This is a genomic window from Terrimesophilobacter mesophilus (assembly GCF_014200375.1).
GTDB lineage: Bacteria > Actinomycetota > Actinomycetes > Actinomycetales > Microbacteriaceae > Terrimesophilobacter > Terrimesophilobacter mesophilus.
In genome coordinates, this window is sequence record NZ_JACHBP010000001.1 from 1,447,185 (window position 1) to 1,463,122 (window position 15,938).

The following is a 15,938-nucleotide window of genomic DNA, read 5'->3' on the forward strand; positions in this document are numbered from 1 at the left end:
TAGACCCGCTGAAACGCCGGGGAGAACGACGCGTGGAAGTGAATCCGAACCCGGGACGCTACTGCGACTCGAGGACGGCCATCGCGGCGTTGTGGCCGCCGAGCCCGCTCACCGCGCCACCCCGCTGCGCACCGGACCCGCACAGGAGGATGCGATCCCACTTCGTCGCGACACCCCACCGCTCTGCCGGTGTCGACAGCGGTGCGTCGTCCTCGACGAATGGCCAGGACAGTGGTCCGTGGAAGATGTTGCCCCCCGGCATCCCGAGCGCGTTCTCGATGTCCAGCGTCGTCTTCGTCTCGACGCAGGGGGCGCCGTTCGCATCGAACATGAGCACGTCGTCGATCGGCTCGGCGAGCACCGAATCGAGCGAGGACAGCACGGCGGCCTGGAGTCGCTCCCTCATCGCATCGTTGTTCCCGCTTGTGATCAGACGGTCCGGAACGTGGAGGCCGAACACCGTGAGCGTCTGCGCGCCGGATGCCCGGAGTTCCGGCGACAGGATGCTGGGGTCGGTGAGCGAGTGGCAGTAGATCTCGGCGGGAAGCGGATTCGGGATCCCGCCGCCGGATGCCGTCTCGAACGCGGTCTGAAGCTGGCTGTAGAGCTCGTTGATGTGGAAGGTGCCGCCGAATGCGGCCGCAGGATCGACCGACGACTCTCGAAGCCGCGGCAGCCGGGAGAGCATGAGGTTGACCTTCACCTGGGCGCCCTCGGGCCTGGCCGCGGTCTCGACCGGCCCGGCCGGAGAAGGCCCGGAAGAAGAGGACCCGCCGGCCAGCACCAGCCGCTCGAGAGTGTACGGCGCCACGTTCGCGAGCACGGTGCCCGCGCCGATCGAGTGCTCCTGGTCGCCTGCCACATAGCGAACCTCGCCATCCGGGGCGATGGCGATGACCTCCGCGCCGGTGACGATCGTCGCGCCAGCGCGCCTGGCAGCGGAGGCAAGTCCGCTCGTCACGGCGCCCATCCCCCCGACCGGCACATCCCAGTCGCCGGTCTCGTTGCCGATCACGTGGTACAGGAAGCAGCGGTTGGCCGCGAGTGCCGCATCATGCGCCTCGGCGAAGGTGCCGATGAGGGCATCCGTGAGAACGACGCCGCGGACGAGATCGTTCGCGAACGTACCCTCGACGACTTCGCCGATGGGGTTCTCGATGAGTGACGCCCACGACGTCTCGTCCTCGACGAGCCTGCGTGCCTCCGACCTGCGCAGCAGGGGGTCGCAGACCGTGGGGAACAGTGCTCGGGCCATCCGGGCCGTCCCGTCGTAGAAGGAACTCCACGCCTCTGCGTCCTTCGCCGCACCGATGGCGGCGAAGGACGCGGACGTCGCCGCGGCATCCGCGTGGTCGACGAGGAGTCCCGTCGATCCACCCGGCTCGGGGGTGTACGAGGAGTACCTCCGTCGCAGAAGCTGCAGGTCGACACCGAGATCGCGAAGGATGCGTCTGGGAAGCAGGCTCACGAGGTAGGAGTACCGGGACAGCCGGGCATCCACCCCGGGGAACGCGTCGGCGGAGACAGCGGCGCCTCCCACGTGGTCGAGCCGTTCGAGCACCGTCACGGACCTGCCCGACTGGGCGAGATAGGCGGCCGCGACGAGCCCATTGTGGCCACCACCGACGATCACGATGCTTCTTCTGTCGACCATGATTCGAGCCTAACCAGTGGCGGGGCGCACTCCCGACTCGGTATCAGGCGCCGCCGGTATTCTTTTCGGATGGATGTGCGCGAGTTGGCCCTGCCCGACATCGCGGGTATCGCCGAGGAGGCGATCGCTGCAGTCGATCGCTGGCTCGCCCTCGACGACGTGCCGCTGCCTGCGGGGGAGGCGGCGCTCGTGAGACTTCTCGGCTCAGACGGCGGTGCGCGGTTCGCGACCGACTTCATCGACGGGGTGCTTCGGCCGTCGGATGTCGGCGTGGCGGCGGCGAACCTCGAGCGGCTCTCGCGCAACGTGCCGGCGAGCGTGCGATGGCACTCCGAGATCAGCACGCAGCTCGTCGGCGGTTTCGCGCCGCTCGTTCCCTCGGCGATCGTCCCCCTCGCCAGGGAGAGCTTCCTGCGCTCCATCTCCCACCTCCTGGTCCGCCTCGATTCGCAGGATCTGACCCGTGAACTGGAGTCGATCGTGCGCCCGGGCGGCATCCGCCCGGTGCTCGCCCCCATGACGGCCGTCGCGAGCGGCCATCGCGAGGGGTACCGACAGGCGGCGGACCTGCTCGAACTGCTCGACCGACCGGACGTCCACGCGGTCACCATCCGTCTCTCGGCGCTCCTCGGCCGCGTCCGCCAGCTCGACCTCGAGGGGGAGGTCGACCGCGCAGTGGAACTCCTGAATCCGCTCTACGAGCGCGCGGACCGCACGGAGCCGGGCAAGCTCATCGTGCTCGAGGTCGGCGCCTTCGACGAACTCGAAGCGACACTGAGGGTGTTCGAACGGATGCTCGCACTGCATCCGGATCTCGACCTCGGGATCTCGCTGCCCGCCTTCCTCCCCGATTCGCTGCCGGCTCTCTCCCGCGTCGTCGACCTCGCGCGCAAGCGGAGGGCCTCCGGCGGGGCGCAGGTGACCGTGCGGCTGACCCAGGGCGACCAACTCGGTGAGGAGCGTGCGGCGGCCGCGACGCACGGTTGGCCGGTTGCCCCGTTCGGGACGCGCGCGGACACCACGGCGCACGCCATCCGGCTTCTCGAATTCGGCCTGACTCCGGCGCGCACGAAGCCCGTCACGATCGTCGAGGCGACAGGCGACCTGTTCGTCACCGCGTACTCTTGGCGGCTGGCACGGTCGCGCGGTGTCGAGCGGAGCCTTGAGCACGAGTTCACGCTCGGGATGTCCTCCGACCGCAGCGAAGCCGTCAAGCGCGACGTCGGCGGCATCCGGGTCACCGTACCCGTCGTGCACGGCGGTCAGCTTCCGCTCGCAGCCGCATACCTCGTTCGGCGGATCCGTGAACTCGCCGACGGAGACATCCGAACCGCGCGGAGCCGTGAGCGCGCGGGCACGGCGTTCCTCGATGCGCTCGAGAGGTCGCGGGTCACACCGGCGGCCACACACCGCGTCCAGGGCGACATCAGGATCGAGAGCGCCGACTTCTCCGTGCCCTCGACGAGAAGCTGGGCACGGGGGGTGCTCGAACGGGCACGGAACTCCGCCTCCGGCGAGGCGCTTCTCGCCCGGTCTGCGATCTCGTCCTCCGCCGAACTGGACGCGCTCATCGCCGACGCGCTCATCGCCGCCGGATCGTGGGGAGAGCGGCGCGGTTCGACGAGGGCCACCGTCATCGAGAGCGTCGCGGAGGTTCTCGCCGAGTGGCGGGGACTCCTCGTGGAGACGGAGGTGAGCGAGAGCGGAACGCTTCTCGAGGAGGCGGATCGCGACGTGAGCGTGGCGATCGGGCTGGCCATGCGTGCTGCGGCGAACGCCCGCGAGCTCGATTCTGTGCCAGAGGCGATGATTCTTCTTCCGCGCCTCGTCGTCGTGGCGACCCCGAGGTCCGGTGCGATTCCCGTGCTTGCGGGTGCGGTGCTCACCGCGCTCGCCGCAGGAAGCGCCGTGATCGTCAAGACGGCTCCGGAGACGCGAAGAGCTGCGGCCGTCTTCGTGGAGACACTCGTTGCCGGAGGTGTGCCGCCAGATCTCGTCTCGATCGTCGATGACGAGGGAGAGCTCACGCGGGAGCTCGTGTGCGATGACCGCGTCGACCACATCCTGCACGTCGGCAGCAGGCACACCGCGAAGCTGTTCCATTCCTGGCGCGCGGAGGCTCCGCTGTCCTCGACGACGGGCGGCAGGAACTCCATCATCGTGACCCCGAGCGCCGACCTCGAGGCCGCCGTGATCGACATCGTGGACAGCGCCCTCGACCATGCGGGACAGGCGTCGACGGCGGCAAGCACTGTCATCGCGGTCGGGTCCGTCGGCGAGTCCGCCCGATTCCTCGGAAGGCTCGCGGATGCCGTCGCCTCGGTTCCGGTGGCTGCACCGGGAAGTCCGGGGGCCGGCATCTCGGCCCTCGGCCGGCCGGCAGGAGAACGGGAACGCGCACTGCTCGATGAGCTGGACGAGGGAGAGACCTGGCAAGTTCGTCCGCGGCAGTTCGACACGAGGGGAAGGCTGTGGTCGCCCGGCCTCCGCGAAGGCGTCGCCCCGAATTCGCCGTACCGGAGGCGGGAGAACCGTGCGCCGGTCATCGGGGTCGTTCGGGCCGAGACCCTGGCCGAGGCGATCGAGATCCAGAACGGCCCCGGGTTCGGGCTCGCCGCCGGCATCCACTCCCTCGACCCGCTCGAACTCGAGACCTGGATGGCGACCGTGCAGGCGGGACTCCTGTGCATCAACCGCTCGACGACGACGGTGCTGAGAGCCCGTGTGCCGATCGAGGGCTGGAACCGTTCTGTGGTCGGGCTCGCGCGTTCGGATGGCGGACAGGACGCTGCACTGGCTCTCTGCCGCCCGGAGCCGGTGGCGGTCACCGCGGGCACGACCGTGACACTCGAGGGGGTGGGGGACCGGGTCGCGCGATTCATCCGCGCCGCTCAGGCCGGACTCCACTTCGACGAGTTCAACTGGGTGAGGGCCGGTGCGCGAAGCGACGAGGAGGAGTGGCGCGGGAGGTATGCGCCGGTCGAGCTTGCGCCATCCGACGTCGAACGGGCCGTTCGCGTCTACCGGCCGCTGCCGGTCACCATCCGGCTGAGCGAGGGTGCACCGGTGGCACAGCTCGTTCGGGTGCTCGCCGCCGCGGCGATCACGGATGCTGCGGTCGCCGTGAGCACTCCGGTCCCGCTGCACGCCGACCTCATCGAGCTCTTCGGGCAGGCCGACTGCCCGGTGGGCGTCGTGGAAGTGCTCGTCGAGTCGGATGCGCGATGGCACGCACGCGTGCAGGCCGGGGCCATCGCGACGACGCGGATACGCCTCATCGGCGGAGATGCGCTCGTGCTCGCACGGGTGCTGCACGGACAGCCGGGCGTTGCCGTGCACGCCGCGCCGGTGACGGCGAGCGGGCGCATCGAACTGCTGCCGTTCGTGAGGGAGCAGTCGATCTGCATCAACACCCTCCGTTACGGGGTCCCCGACGCCGTCCTCGAGAATCTCGTCACGGAATGATCCGGAATGATCCGGAATGATCCGGAATGATCCGGACTGATCCGGACTGATCCGGACTGACCGCCGATGCCGCCCGACCGGCTCCGCCGGACTAGCGTTGTGACCATGGAGCATCCCGAGCAGACGACGCACGGGGTCGGCCCCTGGCCCGGCGAGCTGCCGGATGGCGACGAGTACGATCCGGAGCTTCTCGAGCGCGGCGACACGCGCAACGTGATCGACCAGTACCGCTACTGGCGCATGGAGGCGATCGTCGCAGACCTCGACGGGCATCGGCATCCGTTCCACGTCGCGATCGAGAACTGGCAGCACGACCTCAACATCGGGTCCATCGTGCGCAGTGCGAACGCCTTCGCCGCAGAGACCGTGCACATCATCGGGCGCCGCCGCTGGAACAAGCGCGGGGCGATGGTGACCGATCGCTACCAGCACGTCATCCAGCATCCGGATATCGCCACCTTCGCACAGTGGGCGCGAGCGGAATCCCTGCCGATCGTGGCCATCGACAACGTGCCGGGAAGTGTCGTCATCGAGACCTTCGAGTTTCCGAGGCGGTGCGTTCTGCTGTTCGGACAGGAGGGCCCCGGCCTCTCCGCGGAAGCGATCGAGGCAGCTGAGGCCATCGTGGAGATCAGCCAGTTCGGGTCGACGCGTTCGATCAACGCTTCAGCCGCCGCGGCGGTCGCCATGCACGCCTGGGTTCTGCAACACGTGGAGTTCGCTCGCTGACGCTCGATAGACTGGGGTGTAATCCCCCTCCAATCGAAAGGGATGTCTGCCATGCCCGCCATCGTGTTGATCGGCGCCCAGTGGGGCGATGAAGGCAAAGGGAAGGCGACCGACCTGCTCGGCGATCGCATCGACTACGTCGTCAAATTCAATGGCGGCAACAACGCCGGCCACACGGTCGTCGTGGGGACCGAGAAGTACGCACTGCACCTACTCCCGTCCGGCATTCTGACCGACGGGGTCGTACCGGTCATCTCCAATGGTGTGGTCGTGGACATCGCCGTGCTCTTCGAGGAGCTCGATGCGCTCGCCGCCCGCGGGGTCGACGTCTCGAGGCTGCGGGTGAGTGCGAACGCCCACGTCATCACGACCTATCACCGCACGCTCGACAAGGTGACGGAGCGATTCCTCGGCAAGCGGCAGATCGGCACGACCGGGCGCGGCATCGGCCCCGCGTACGCGGACAAGATCAACCGGGTCGGCATCCGCATCCAGGACCTCTTCGATGAGAACATCCTGCGCCAGAAGGTCGAGGGGGCCCTCGAACAGAAGAACCAGATCCTCGCGAAGATCTACAACCGCCGCGCGATCACGGTCGACGAGGTGGCGGACGAACTCCTCTCCTATGCCGACCGGTTGCGGCCCATGGTGGCGGACACTGCTCTCGAACTGAACCTCGCCCTCGACGCGGGTAAGACCGTCCTGTTCGAGGGCGGCCAGGCGACGATGCTGGATGTCGACCACGGCACGTACCCGTTCGTCACGTCCTCGAGCGCGACGAGTGGTGGTGCGGCGACCGGATCCGGCGTCGCCCCCAACCGCTTCGACCGCGTCATTGGGGTCATCAAGGCGTACACGACGCGCGTGGGCGCAGGGCCGTTCCCGACCGAGCTCTTCGACGAGTGGGGCGACTTCCTCACCGAGAAGGGGGCTGAATTCGGTACGACGACGGGCCGCAAACGGCGCACCGGCTGGTACGACGCGCCCATCGCACGGTACGCCGCCCGCATCAACGGGATCACCGATTTCGTGCTCACCAAACTCGATGTCCTGACCGGCATCGAGTCGATCCCGGTGTGCGTGGCCTACGAGGTCGACGGGAAGCGCGTCGATGAGATGCCCGTCTCACAGACCGACTTCCACCACGCGACGCCGATCTACGAGAACTTCCCCGGCTGGACCGAGGACATCACCGGCGTGCGCGAGTTCGAGAAGCTGCCGAAGAATGCCCGGGACTACGTTCTCGCCCTCGAGGCGATGAGCGGGTCCCGGATGTCGGCGATCGGGGTCGGACCGGCTCGCGATGCGATCGTCGTGCGCCACGATCTCGTCGGGTGAGGCCGGTCAGGCCGACATCCAGATCACCCCGAGCACGACGCCCACGAGAGCTGCGAGCAACCACAGCGGAACGAGGACGACGAAGTCGAGGGGTGTGAGTGTTCCCGGCGGTCCCGGGTGTGCGGAACGGCCCCAGGCGAAGGACACTCTGCCGGCCAGCGTTCCGTCGAGGTGGCTCGTTCCCGCGACCGCGGCAGCGGGGTTTCCCGGTTGGCGAAGCCACGCGATGAGCGGGACGACTCCCATGACGAAGAACATGATGCCGAGGAAGATGCCCGTTCCTCCCATGGAGTCGGGGGTGAGCCCAGCCTGCAGGAAGTTCAGGGAGAGACCGATGAACAGGATCGGCCACGCCAGGAGGGAAAGGGACGCCCCGAGCCCGCGCGCCAGGTAGAGGTTGACGCCGACCGCCGCGAGCCCGATGAAGACGCTCGCGGGCATCAGCAGCCCGACATCGCCGGGGCACGGGGTGGCGATCACGTAAGGGCCGCCCTCCGCGCAGTAGCCCCCCACGGCGATGACGGCGCGCATGCCGAGGAAGAGCACGGTGAAGGCGAGCGGGAATGCGACCCAGGAGGCGATCATTCCGAGGTAGCGCAGGATGAGGGGCACAGGAGAATTAGACCACGCTGAAGTACTTCGGCAGTGGAAGACGCCCGGTCACCGCGAGCAGAAGCGTGTCGCCGTCTCCGGCGCGAACGGCGACCCGCCCAGCGAGACAGGCCGCATCCTCGATCGCTCGTGCAGGGAGTGCATGCGGGATGCCGGTCGCCCTGGAGAGATCGATCGTGTGAACGACGAGTTCGAAGACGCGGGTGCGAAGATACTCGGTGAGCGGGATCGTGCGGCCCCCGGCGACCGAGACGATCCGGTTCGCGGGCTGGGCGGCGATCGCCGCGAGCGTGTGGTCGAGCGTTCGGGACAGGCGGGCGACGGCGTCGTCGCCGAGTGCCTCCCCTGCAGCGAACCCCCGCGCGGCGATGGCGGCGTCATCCGCGCCGCCGCCGGACAGTCCCATGATGTAGGTCTCGGCATCCGGACAGCCGACGCTCGCGGGGGGCGGTGCCGCCAGGTACTCGCTCACCGTGAGGATGGCGCGCGAGGTGTGGCCGGCGAGCCCCCGCACAGTCCACACGCCGAGACCGGGCAGTTCCCACCCGCCGGGCTGCTCCGTTTCACGGTCCTCGATGCGGTCCAGGATTTCCAGGAACGCCTGGGCAGCCTGCTCGAACACGGCGGCATTCTTCATCCGACCATGGTGCCACCGGTCGGACCCCCGTGTGGTGCCAGAATCGACTGGTGACTGCCACGCGACCCGAGCCCGCCATCCTGACCGGGGACTACATCCGCCTCGAGCCGGCCGAGGTCCACCATCTTCCCGCGCTCTTCGAGGCGATCGCCCGGCCCGCCGTCTTCGAGTACGGCTTCGGGGGAGGACTCGCGGCCCTGCCGAAGGACCTCCCGGACTTTCGGGACTGGTTCGAGCGGACGCATCCGTCGAGGAACACCACCTTCGTGGTCGTGCTCGTGGGGGGCCCGCGCGACGGCCAGGTCGTCGGCACGACCACCCTCGGCGACTTCGACGAGCACCGCGAGGCCACCCACATCGGCTGGACCGGATACGACCCGCGGGTGTGGGGCACCGCCGTCAACCCCGAGGCGAAGCTGCTGCTCCTGCAGTACGCCTTCGACGCCGGATTCGGCCGAGTGCGGATCCAGACGGATGTGCTCAACCAGCATTCGCGGGCGGCGATTGCCAAGCTCGGTGCGACCTTCGAAGGCGTCGTGCGCCGGGAGCAGCCGCGCGCCGACGGGACCTGGCGTGACACCGCGATGTTCTCGGTCGTGATCGAGGAGTGGCCGCAGGTGCGCGCCGGCCTCGAGGCGCGACTCGCAGGTTTCGGCGGCCGGCCCGTGCTGTTCCGGACGCCGCGCGCATGAGAAGCGCGTCCGGGTCGTTGGAGGTCGCATCCGTGTCCGTCGTCACGGGTAGTGTCGGTCTGTGAACGAGAAAACCGCGGGAATCGGAAAGTACAGCGCCCTCCTCCAGTTCGTCGCGATGGGTCTCGTCTGGGGGGCGAGCTTCCTGTTCATGAAGGTTGCCCTCGACGGCGTCTCCTTCACCCAGATCGCCTGGTCGCGGGAGATCCTCGGTGCCCTGACCCTCGGCATCGTCATGATCGTCGGCAGGCACCGCCTTCCGAAGGAGGGAATCGTCTGGTTGCACTTCGTCGTCATCGCGGTGACGAACTGCGTCATCCCGCACACCCTCTTCGCGTGGGCGGAGCAGCACGTCTCGTCGGGCCTCGCCGCCATCTACAACTCGATCACCCCGATCGCGACGGCGATTCTCGCCGCGGTCGCCTTCCGCGTGGAGAAGCTCGTTCGTGGCCAGATCATCGGTGTGCTCCTCGGCGTCGCCGGCGTGGTCGTGATCATCGCACCCTGGCAGTACACCGACCTGAGCGGCGACCTGTGGGGGCAGCTCGCCTGCATCGCCGCCGCCATCTCCTACGGGGTCGCGATCAGCTACATGCGCAAGTTCGTGAGCCCGCGCCCGATCAGCGGAACGACCGTGGCCTTCATGCAGATCGGGACCTCGGCGGCCATCATGCTCCTCCTCACGCCGATCCTCGCCGTCGGGCCGGTCGACCTGAGCTTCCCCGTCGTCGCGAGCCTGGTGCTGCTCGGAGCGCTCGGTACCGGCCTGGCCTACATCTGGAACATCGGGGTGCTTCGCGCCTGGGGTCCGACCAACGTGTCGACCGTCACCTACCTCATCCCGGTCGTCGCGGTCGTACTCGGATTCCTTGTGCTCGGCGAGACGCTCTCCTGGAACGAACCGGTCGGGGCGGTACTCGTGCTCGTGGGCATCCTCTTCACGCAGCAGCGGCTGAAACTTCGCCGGGCCGCGACAATCGCACCGGGGCAGTAACCTCGTAGCATGCCAGACCACGGGAGCGATCGAGACGAGAGCGTCCGCGCCGAGCTTGACGGCATTCGTCTGAGCATCGACAACATCGACGCCGCGCTCACCCACCTGCTCGCCGAACGATTCCGATTCACCCAGCAGGTCGGGCGGCTCAAGGCGGCGAACGGGATGCCGCCGTCGGACCCTGAGCGGGAGCGGGTGCAGCTCGCGCGGTTGCGTGCGCTCGCCGCGGAGAGCCATCTCGATCCGGCATTCGCGGAGAAGTGGTTCAACTTCGTGGTGGCGGAGGTCATCCACCACCACGAGCAGATCGCGTCGACGGGAACCATCGAGACGCAGCAGTAGCGCACGCCCGGCAGTAGTCACTCTCCGAGCACCAGGCCGGCGTTTCGCTGAACTTCTGATTGTTGTATCGCAGCGCAGTACCGAGGACTACGATTTGACCTGAAACTCTCTCACCCGCCAGAGGACCCGTCGATGAAGATCGTAAAATTCGCGTTAGCCGCGCTTGCCGTCGCAGTTCTCACACTGGCGGGACCCGCCAATGTCAGCTTCGCATTAATCAGCGACGGCGGAGGCGGCGGAGGAGGCACCCCGCAACCTCCCACAGCCGGCGCAGTGAGTGCCACGGTGACGGAGAACACCACGAACAACCCGATTGCGTTGGCCCTCGGGGGCGGTGCAGCCGATTCGGTTGCCATTGTCGGTGCTGCCGGGCACGGGACGGCGAGTGCGTCGGGAACGACGGTCACCTACACGCCAGCGACGGACTATGTCGGTCAGGACTCGTTCCAGTACACGGCGACCAATACTGGAGGTACCTCTTCCCCCGCTACGGTCACCATCACGGTCGAGCCGTCAAAGCCTGTTGCGGGTGCGGTATCGATTGTCGTGGGTTACAACAGCTCGGATAACCCCGTCACTCTGAACCTGAGTGGCGGACTCGCCGAGAGTGTTGAAATCCTGAGCGCGCCGTCCCATGGCTCCGCAAGCGCGACGGGAACGTCGATAACCTACACTCCTGCGTCGAACTACTCCGGCGGGGACAGCTTCTCATACACCGCGACGAACGCCGGCGGGACGTCCTCAGCAGCTACCGTGACGATCACGGTGATTCCAGCGCCGCCGAGCACGGCGGACGTGATGGCGACGGTGACGGAGAACAGCTCGAACAATCCGATCACGTTGATTCTCGGGGGCGGTGCAGCCGATTCGGTTGCCATTGTCGGTGCTGCCGGGCACGGGACAGCGAGTGCGTCGGGAACGACGGTCACCTACACGCCAGCAACCAACTATGTCGGTCAGGACGCGTTCCAGTACACGGCGACCAATACGGGAGGTACCTCTTCCCCCGCTACGGTCACGATCACGGTCGTGCCGCCAACGCCTGTTGCGGGTGCGGTATCGATTGTCGTGGCTTACAACAGCTCCGGTAACCCCGTCACCCTGAACCTGAGTGGCGGACTCGCCGAGAGTGTTGAAATCCTGAGCGCGCCGTCCCATGGCATCGCAGGCGCGTCGGGAACGTCGATGACCTACACTCCTGCGTCGAACTACTCCGGCGGGGACAGCTTCTTATACGCCGCGACGAACGCCGGCGGGACGTCCTCGGCCGCTACGGTGACAGTCACCGTGCTTCCAGCGCCGCCGAGCACGGCGGACGTGATGGCGACGGTCGCCGAGAACAGCTCGAACAATCCGATCACGTTGATTCTCGGGGGCGGCGCTGCTGATTCGGTTGCCATTGTGGGTGCTGCCGGGCACGGGACGGCGAGTGCGTCGGGAACGACGATCACCTACACGCCAGCGACCAACTACGTCGGCTCGGATGTCTTCACCTACTCGGCAAGCAACGCGGGCGGAACGTCCGCCACGGCAACCGTCCTCATCACCGTCTCGCCCGTTTTTGTGAGCCTGATCGCCAATTACGGCGACGCCGATGGCAAAACCGTCGACGCAGAAGGAACTCCTCTGGCTGTCCTGACCATCACCAACACAACGACTCATGCGGTCTTGTCGAATGGCGACTTGATACAGGAGGGCCAGGATGTTCAGGTGACCTGGAATCTCGCAAGTGGGTATTCGGTGACCTCCACGACTGCGACTCATTGCGTGGGAACCCACTCGAATATCACCGACGGCATCGACCTTGGAGCGATGGGCTCAGACGGAAACCAATGCACGTTCTCTCTCGAGATCGGCGCGACGTCCGCACCCGGCGTCGCGGCGACATCAGCGGTGGTCGCATCCAACTCGAGCGGGAACTCGATCCCACTGCTGGTGAGCGGACCGGCAGCGACGAGCATTGATGCCGGGGGCGCAACCCACGGCACCGTGACGGTGACGGGCCACAGCGCGACCTACACGCCAGACGCGGGATACTCCGGTCAGGACAGTTTCACGTACACCGGCACAAACGACGCGGGAACCTCTGCTGAGGCGACCGTCACCATTACGGTCACACCGCCCATCATCACGTTGTCGAGCTCGTCCGTGAATGCTGGCGACGACATCGTCGTCGGGGGTACCGGATTCGCGCCCAACGAGGGCATAACCATCGTTCTTCACTCGAGCCCGGTCACGCTGGGAACGTTCCACGCGAATATCGCGGGGGAGCTCAGCGCAACCATTACGATCCCGAAAGCTGCGGCGGGCGGAAACCACACCCTCGTTTTTGACGCGGAGACCAGTGGAACGTTCGGAGAACCGCTCACCGTGCGCGCAGCCGGGAGTCAGCTCGCATTCACCGGACTCTCCGGTGGGCTGTGGATCAAATTGAATCTGGCAGCGCTGCTCGCCACGGTCGGCATATTCTTTGTCGTCACCAATCGCCGGCGTCAGCGTCCAGTGGCGTTCCTCGAGTAGGAGTGTGGTCCGGAGAGCACGCGTGATCGAGAAGATCTCTTTCACGGTGCAACCGTGAGTGCGACTTAGCTGAAGTGATCGGGAAGTGTCGCGCTATGGGTGCCGCGAAGTTCGTCGATGCCGATCGTGAAGACATCCTGAATTTCGAGAGCCGGTGACAGCTTGTCTGTCACGCCGATGCGCAGCACCGGGTAGCCGCGCCCTTCGCACAGCCCCTGGAACTTCACGTCATCCTCGCGCGGCACGCTCACGATCACGCGTCCGGTGGACTCGCTGAACAATGCGGTTGCGACATCCACGCCGTCCCGGTGCAGGATGTCACCGAGCCAGACCCTGGCCCCGACCCCGAAGCGCAGCACGCTCTCAGCGAGGGCGTGGGCGAGCCCGCCGTCGGAGAGGTCATGGGCCGAGGCGATGAGGGACTGGCCTGCACCCGCGGCGAGCAGCGCCGCGAGCCGCTTCTCCTGCGCGAGGTCGACGGCAGGCGGCAGCCCGCCGAGGTGGCCGTGGATGGTTCCCGCCCACGCCGAACCGTCGAACTCCTCGGATGTCGTGCCGAGCAGGTAGATGTTGTTGCCCTCGTCCTGCCATCCGCTCGGAACGCGGCGGGCGACATCATCGATGACGCCGAGCACCGCGACGACCGGCGTCGGGTGGATCGGCACGTCGCCGGTCTGGTTGTAGAAGCTCACGTTGCCGCCCGTGACGGGGATCTCGAGCTCGAGGCATCCGTCGGACAGGCCCTCCACGGCGCGGGAGAACTGCCACATGACCTCGGGGTTCTCCGGGCTGCCGAAGTTCAGGCAGTCGCTCACCGCGGCAGGCACGGCGCCGGTCACGGCGACGTTGCGGTAGGCCTCGGCGAGGGCGAGGCGAGCGCCCTGGTACGGGTCGAGCTGGGCGTAACGGCCGTTGGCATCCGCGGCGAGCGCGAAGCCCAGACCGCTCGACTCGTCGACGCGCACCATGCCGCCGTCATCCGGGAGGCTGAGCGCCGTGTTGCCGCCGACGTACCGGTCGTACTGGTCGGTGATCCACGACTTCGCGGCGAGGTTGGGCGAGCCGAGCAGCTGCAGGAACTGTGTGCGCAGCACGTCCACATCGTTCGAGCGCGGCAGAGCGGATGCCGAGTCGGCCTGCAGCGCGTCGAGCCACGCCGGGTAGGCCACGGGTCGCTCGTAGACGGGGCCATCGATCGCGACGGTGCGCGGCTCGACGTCGACGATCTCCTCGCCGTGCCAGTGGATGACGAGCCGCCCGGTATCCGTGACCTCGCCGAGAACGCTCGTCTCGACATCCCACTTCGCTGTCACGGCGAGGAACGCCTCGAGCTTCTCCGGCTGCACGATCGCCATCATGCGCTCCTGGCTCTCCGACATGAGGATCTCCTCAGCCGTGAGCGTCGGGTCGCGCAGCAGCACCTTGTCGAGCTCGATGAACATGCCGCCGTCGCCGTTGGAGGCGAGCTCGCTCGTCGCACAGCTGATGCCGGCGGCGCCGAGATCCTGGATGCCCTCGACGAGGTCGCCGGCGAAGAGCTCGAGGCAGCACTCGATGAGCACCTTCTCGGCGAAAGGGTCGCCGACCTGCACGGCCGGGCGCTTGGTCGGCCCGCCTTCGGCGAAGGTATCCGAGGCCAGGATGCTCGCCCCGCCGATTCCGTCGCCGCCGGTGCGCGCCCCGAACAACACGACCCTGTTGCCGACGCCGCGCGCGTTCGCCAGGTGCAGGTCCTCATGCCGCAGCACGCCGACGGCGAGGGCATTGACGAGCGGGTTGTCCTGGTAGCAGGCGTCGAAGTACGTCTCGCCGCCGATGTTCGGCAGGCCGAGGCAGTTGCCGTAGAAGCTGATTCCGGAGACGACGCCGTGCACGACGCGTGCGGTGTCCGGGTGGTCGATGCGTCCGAACCGCAACTGGTCCATGACCGCGACCGGCCGCGCACCCATCGAGATGATGTCGCGCACGATCCCGCCGACACCAGTTGCTGCACCCTGGAACGGCTCGATGAACGACGGATGATTGTGCGACTCGACCTTGAAGGTCACGGCCCAGCCCTCGCCGATGTCGACGACGCCCGCATTCTCACCGATGCCGACCATGAGCTTCTCCCTCATCTTCGGAGAGACCTTCTGGCCGAACTGCCGCAGGTAGATCTTGGAGCTCTTGTAGGAGCAGTGCTCGCTCCACATGACCGAGTACATCGCGAGCTCGCCGCTCGTCGGGCGGCGACCCAGGATCTCCCGGATGCTCGCATACTCGTCCGCCTTGAGCCCGAGCGCGGCGTACGGCTGTTCGTGGTCGGGGGTCGCGATGGCGTTGGCCACGGTATCGGTCACAGCGCGAATGCTCCAGGACGTGGGGCCGGGCGGTGTGCCGCTCGGCGGAGGATGCCGGTCGTCTCCAGCCTACCGGCGCGCGGTGCCCGCCGAGGGCGGCAGGGGCATCCGGAGTTACCGGTTCCAGCCGCCGGGAGGCCCGAGGATCAGCAGCACCGTGACGATCGCGACCACGGCGACGATGAACACCGTGACAAGGATCGCCGGGTGGGTCAGGAACCACCGCAACAGCCGGTCGATCCAGGTGTGATCGCGCGGATCGTCGGCGGCTGTTGTGCGCCACCCGCCCTCGAGCCTGCCGTTCCTCTCGAGCCAGCGGTCGAACGGGATCGTCGCATAGGGGATGACCGCGGTGACCACCGCTCCCGTTATGAGCTTGACCGGCCAGCGCTGGTTGACTCCGACGAGCACGGCCGTGGCGGCGTAGGTGACGAACACGAGGCCGTGCAGCGATCCGCCGACGAGCACGGGGAGATCGCCGGCCTGCACGACGTACTTGAGCAGCATGCCCGCGATGAGCAGCGTCCAGGTCACCGCCTCGGCGATCGCGACGACGCGGTAGAAGGCGCGCGGGGTCACGCGGGTGATGGTGGCGGCAGCGGTGTCTGTGGTCACC

12 protein-coding genes are annotated in these 15,938 nt (G+C 67.4%); 7 read left to right on the top strand and 5 right to left on the bottom strand.

Annotated elements, in window-relative coordinates:
• Positions 1–58: 58 nt before the first annotated feature.
• On the bottom strand, positions 59–1,654 hold the full coding sequence (locus BKA04_RS07255) for a phytoene desaturase family protein (RefSeq protein ID WP_104095814.1): 1,596 nt from the start codon (positions 1,652–1,654) through the stop codon (positions 59–61).
• Between the two features lie 69 nt (positions 1,655–1,723).
• Between BKA04_RS07255 and BKA04_RS07260 the strand changes: the two genes are divergently transcribed.
• The 3 genes from BKA04_RS07260 to BKA04_RS07270 all read left to right on the top strand — a co-directional run bounded on the left by BKA04_RS07260 (position 1,724) and on the right by BKA04_RS07270 (position 7,186).
• Positions 1,724–5,119: a proline dehydrogenase family protein gene (locus tag BKA04_RS07260; RefSeq protein WP_104095815.1), complete on the top strand. Its 3,396-nt coding sequence runs from the start codon at positions 1,724–1,726 to the stop codon at positions 5,117–5,119.
• A 105-nt stretch (positions 5,120–5,224) separates the two neighbouring features.
• Positions 5,225–5,848, top strand: a complete 624-nt coding sequence (locus BKA04_RS07265; protein WP_104095816.1) for a TrmH family RNA methyltransferase — start codon at positions 5,225–5,227, stop codon at positions 5,846–5,848.
• 51 nt (positions 5,849–5,899) lie between these two features.
• Positions 5,900–7,186 (top strand): adenylosuccinate synthase, encoded by a 1,287-nt coding sequence (locus BKA04_RS07270; RefSeq protein ID WP_104095817.1) that lies wholly within the window; start codon positions 5,900–5,902, stop codon positions 7,184–7,186.
• Positions 7,187–7,192: 6 nt separating this feature from the next.
• Here BKA04_RS07270 and BKA04_RS07275 read toward each other — a convergent pair whose 3' ends face one another.
• Both BKA04_RS07275 and BKA04_RS07280 read right to left on the bottom strand, forming a co-directional pair.
• Positions 7,193–7,798, bottom strand: coding sequence for a hypothetical protein (locus BKA04_RS07275; protein ID WP_104095818.1), 606 nt, complete (start codon positions 7,796–7,798; stop codon positions 7,193–7,195).
• 7 nt (positions 7,799–7,805) lie between these two features.
• Entirely contained in the window at positions 7,806–8,435 is a 630-nt protein-coding gene (locus tag BKA04_RS07280; protein WP_104095819.1) for a maleylpyruvate isomerase N-terminal domain-containing protein, read from the bottom strand.
• Between the two features lie 50 nt (positions 8,436–8,485).
• On the opposite strand from BKA04_RS07280, the gene BKA04_RS07285 reads away from it, so the two are divergent.
• The 4 genes from BKA04_RS07285 to BKA04_RS07300 all read left to right on the top strand — a co-directional run bounded on the left by BKA04_RS07285 (position 8,486) and on the right by BKA04_RS07300 (position 12,983).
• Positions 8,486–9,127: a GNAT family N-acetyltransferase gene (locus BKA04_RS07285; protein ID WP_104095820.1), complete on the top strand. Its 642-nt coding sequence runs from the start codon at positions 8,486–8,488 to the stop codon at positions 9,125–9,127.
• A gap of 61 nt (positions 9,128–9,188) precedes the next feature.
• Positions 9,189–10,121: a DMT family transporter gene (locus BKA04_RS07290; protein WP_232841996.1), complete on the top strand. Its 933-nt coding sequence runs from the start codon at positions 9,189–9,191 to the stop codon at positions 10,119–10,121.
• Positions 10,122–10,130: 9 nt separating this feature from the next.
• On the top strand, positions 10,131–10,463 hold the full coding sequence (locus BKA04_RS07295; protein WP_104095821.1) for a chorismate mutase: 333 nt from the start codon (positions 10,131–10,133) through the stop codon (positions 10,461–10,463).
• Positions 10,464–10,595: 132 nt separating this feature from the next.
• The gene (locus BKA04_RS07300) at positions 10,596–12,983 is read left to right on the top strand and encodes a beta strand repeat-containing protein (protein ID WP_104095822.1); all 2,388 of its coding nucleotides are present in this window, start codon (positions 10,596–10,598) and stop codon (positions 12,981–12,983) included.
• Positions 12,984–13,048: 65 nt separating this feature from the next.
• On the opposite strand, the gene purL is transcribed toward BKA04_RS07300, so the two are convergent.
• Entirely contained in the window at positions 13,049–15,331 is a 2,283-nt protein-coding gene (gene purL / locus BKA04_RS07305; RefSeq protein ID WP_104095823.1) for a phosphoribosylformylglycinamidine synthase subunit PurL, read from the bottom strand.
• A 105-nt stretch (positions 15,332–15,436) separates the two neighbouring features.
• A complete protein-coding gene (locus BKA04_RS07310; protein ID WP_232841997.1) occupies positions 15,437–15,937 on the bottom strand; it encodes a DUF3817 domain-containing protein in 501 nt (166 codons plus the stop codon).
• Position 15,938: the final 1 nt, after the last annotated feature.